The organism is Pseudomonas sp. SWI7 (assembly GCF_006351945.1).
Classification (GTDB): Bacteria; Pseudomonadota; Gammaproteobacteria; order Pseudomonadales; family Pseudomonadaceae; genus Aquipseudomonas; species Aquipseudomonas fulva.
In genome coordinates this window covers 552,966-554,325 of record NZ_CP040930.1, presented here as the reverse complement: position 1 = coordinate 554,325, position 1,360 = coordinate 552,966, and the positions used below count along the sequence as shown (strand labels likewise).

Genomic DNA, 1,360 nt, shown 5'->3' with positions numbered 1-1,360 from the left:
CTGCGACCTTCCATACAGTTGGGTATCGAGCGTTGGCTCGGCTATCCCTACGGGACGTAGGACGACGCAAGAAAATTAGCCGCGCAGCTTAGGCGCTGGCGCCACGCATGCCGGTAAGGCGCCGGTTAAATCGGTGCGCGTATCGCTCGTTAACCCTGCACAACGAAAGATCGACAGGGGTTGACCGTGGACCTTCAGAGCATTCTCAGCAGGCTGTTCGCCAATGCCCATGGCGTGGGCATCGAGGGCGTCTACCAGTTCGTCTTCGCCCATGACCGGGCATTCTGGTCAGAGGTGCGCGAGCAGAGCCGCACCGGTGCGGGTCGCCACGCAGCGCCGGACGTCACCATCGAAGTGGCCGAGCGCGACTTTCTCGGGATCATGGGCGGCACGGCCAATGTCGAGGAACTGTTCGCCAGTGCGCGGCTGAAGATCACCGGCAACATGGGCCTGGCCACGCTGCTGCCGCAGATCATCAACAGCGCGCGGCAAGGCACGTCGGCCAGCAAGGTGGCCATGAACCAACGCTACCCCACGCCCGCGCGCATCAGCGAACGGATATCGGCAGCGCAGCCTGTGCTGCGTGAGGTGCCCCGCCTGCCACGGGCGCACCTGTCAGCCGAGCGTTTTGCCCGGGAGTTCCTGCCCCAGGGCATGCCGGTGGTGATGAGCGATGCCCTGCACGACTGGCCGCTGTTCAGCATGGGGCGTGAGGCATCCCTCGCGCACTTTGCCGAGCTGCAAGGCATCACCCGCCACGGCGATTACGTGAAAAAAACCTTCTCCACCGACCGCGACTTTCGCGCTACCTCCATGGCCGACTTCATTGCCTCGCTCGATACCCCGGCCAAACCGGGTGAAACCCCGGCCTACATGGGCAACAACATCGTCCCGGAAAAGCTCCTGGCGCTGATCCGCTTCCCCGACTATTTCGAACGCTCGCGCTACATCGCGCCACGCATCTGGATCGGGCCCAAAGGGACGCTCACACCCTTGCACCGGGACGACACCGACAACCTGTTCGCTCAAGTCTGGGGGCAGAAGTCGTTCATTCTTGCTGCCCCGCATCACCGTCCGGCGCTGGGCACCTGGTCGACCAGCCCTAAGGGTGGCCTGGACGGCTGCGACTTCAACCCCGATGCCGCCGACTACCAGCGTTTCCCGGCCGCCCGCGATGTGCCGTTCCTGCGCGTGGTGCTGCAAGCCGGCGACCTGCTGTTTTTGCCCGAGGGTTGGTTCCACCAGGTGGAGTCGGTGTCCACGTCGCTGTCGGTCAACTTCTGGGTGAACGCCGGTCGCGGTTGGTGATGTGCGTTTAATTTGCCTGGGCGTCAGCTCGTTTCTCAGCAAAGACGTCTGC

General features: G+C 63.8%; 1 protein-coding gene. It reads left to right on the top strand.

All coding sequences use genetic code 11. From position 1 onward, the window contains the following. The first annotated feature begins 186 nt into the window (after positions 1–186). Positions 187–1,308: a cupin-like domain-containing protein gene (locus FH041_RS02595; RefSeq protein ID WP_027916318.1), complete on the top strand. Its 1,122-nt coding sequence runs from the start codon at positions 187–189 to the stop codon at positions 1,306–1,308. Positions 1,309–1,360: the final 52 nt, after the last annotated feature.